This is a genomic window from Rhodococcus sp. (in: high G+C Gram-positive bacteria), from assembly GCF_049286785.1.
Lineage (GTDB): Bacteria > Actinomycetota > Actinomycetes > Mycobacteriales > Mycobacteriaceae > Rhodococcus_F.
This window is the reverse complement of the sequence record NZ_JBAQEO010000843.1, coordinates 1-1,913: the sequence shown is the minus strand read 5'-3', so window position 1 is coordinate 1,913 and position 1,913 is coordinate 1. Positions and strand designations below refer to the sequence as shown.

The following is a 1,913-nucleotide window of genomic DNA, read 5'->3' as shown; positions in this document are numbered from 1 at the left end:
CTCCGATGCTGCGTCTTGGTTGCCGCCGTACAAGGGCTAGCGCTGCACCTACGTCTCCCGTCAGATCGACGTCAAAGCCCTCTATAACCTGTGGGTGACCCAGGCCGAGAAGGACGCCATGATCCGCGTTCTGCAGACCTGCTGACGAGCAGGGATCGCTCCACTCCGGTAGTGGTGCGCCACACCCCGACGTTCGGGGTGTCCCAAGTACATCAGTGCGCCCACCGCCCACCGCGATCGGTCGCGATCTTTCTTCGCGGCTTTTTCATTGGCCCGTTCGCTGGCCTCGATGGCGCCTTGTCGCTCATGCTCGCGCGCCCATCGGCCTTAGGCTCCCCGTATGGCCGGCGAATCGTGTTGTCGATCCTTCTACTTTCAGAACAAGGTCGGGGTGTCGGTGTACCGGAACGCTGCCTGTACGGCGTCGTCGTCCCAGCCATCGCGTACCGCCTCGCGCAATGCACGCGACCTGGCCGCGCGTGCCGCACGATCGGGCCCGTACCAATGCCATGTTTGCCCGCTGCCTCCGCCGCGCCCCTTCGCGCCCATCCCGGCGAGATTCTGTGCCTGCGTGCCGAGTACGACGTGCGGATGACCTAACGCTTCCGACGACGCGCGCACACAGATCGGGTTGTCGCACACTTCGTGCAACGCGACCTCGTCGTCGGTCAGCGGGCGGCCGAGTTCGATCGCCAGCGCGTACCGGTGCGGGCGTACTACCTTCTGTCGGCCGTTGCGCGAGACCCAGAACCGGCCGTACCCGTCGTCGGCGATGGCGCCGGCGAAGATCCAGCAGTCGGTCGGCCGCGGACCGCGCACGATGAACTTCTCGAATCGTAGCCGCTCTGCGCTGCCCGCTTCGGGAAGCGTTAGGTGCTCCGGGTTCACATCTGTCACGTCCTTCTCGCCGCGCCGGTGTCGCGGACGGTGACCCACAGATGGGACTGCGGGATCCCTCATGTGGATGCCCGAGACTTTTCCTCCCGCTCCGCTCGGTCTCAGGAAACGCACAATCGGTCGCAGCCCGCCAGGTGTGGACAGCCGTTGCAGTGGTCACCGTGGTGGATGTCGTACGGTTGTTAGGATGCGAGCTGCTCAGCTTCTTCGGAGTTGTTCTCCGCGACCGCCGATTCCGAGACCGGCTTCGGGGACGACTCGGCGACAGGTTCGTCCGCAGATTTCGTCTTCGGCTTCGCCAGGCGGATCAACTCCCGCACCTTCGCTTCGGATAGTTCGGTCATCTCGGCGATGGCCGAGGTCGACTCGCCGCGCTGCTTGAGCCCGAGAATGGCCGCAGCCTGCCGTTTGACGGCGTTGGCCTTCTTCTCCTCGGCTTCGTCGCGAATCTTTCGGATCTTCTCCTCGACATCGGAATCGGCCTTCTCGATGTCGGCCGTCGAGTTGAAGAACGCGACCAGATCGTCTTCGTTCTGCTTCAACCGGGCCTGCTCGGCGGCGAGCCGCTCCGCGTTCGCTTTTCGGACACGCTCGCGCGCGCTGATCGTTGCTTTGTTAGAGGACGCCATGTCGTGGGAGCCTACCTGTCCCCCGCGACATCCCTCGATCAAAACGCCGACAACACCTTTCATCACTTCCCGTCACGATCTCGTCCGACTTCGGCAGCCGATCGTGAAACGCCAGGTCATCGGGTTATCCTCAGATCTAGAGCCAAGAAGTTCAGACACACCTCTTGCTGAATTTCAGACTGCGTGGGGTGTCGCATCTTTCGTCGTCGTATCTAGCGGCTACTGTGGCCCCTGTGATGACGCTCCACGTGCTGCACGCGGGCGATGGCTACGAGTACCTGACCAAGCAGGTCGCCACCGCTGACCGCGAGCTCGAACACGGCCAGGAGCTGACCGACTACTACACCGCGCACGGCACTCCCCCGGGCCGCTGGTTCGGTACCGGCC

3 protein-coding genes and 1 pseudogene are annotated in these 1,913 nt (G+C 63.8%); 2 read left to right on the top strand and 2 right to left on the bottom strand.

What is annotated here, in order from left to right:
- A pseudogene (locus WAW17_RS30145) lies at window positions 1-145 on the top strand (HNH endonuclease); the annotation flags it as partial.
- Between the two features lie 230 nt (window positions 146-375).
- On the opposite strand, the gene WAW17_RS30140 reads toward WAW17_RS30145, so the two are convergent.
- Window positions 376-897 carry a hypothetical protein gene (locus tag WAW17_RS30140; RefSeq protein WP_422336516.1) on the bottom strand — a complete coding sequence of 174 codons (522 nt, stop codon included), beginning with the start codon at window positions 895-897 and terminating at the stop codon, window positions 376-378.
- A gap of 182 nt (window positions 898-1,079) precedes the next feature.
- The gene (locus WAW17_RS30135) at window positions 1,080-1,526 is read right to left on the bottom strand and encodes a hypothetical protein (protein ID WP_422336515.1); all 447 of its coding nucleotides are present in this window, start codon (window positions 1,524-1,526) and stop codon (window positions 1,080-1,082) included.
- Between the two features lie 236 nt (window positions 1,527-1,762).
- On the opposite strand from WAW17_RS30135, the gene WAW17_RS30130 reads away from it, so the two are divergent.
- Window positions 1,763-1,913: relaxase domain-containing protein (locus tag WAW17_RS30130; RefSeq protein ID WP_422336517.1), on the top strand; the 151-nt coding region annotated here is incomplete at its 3' end.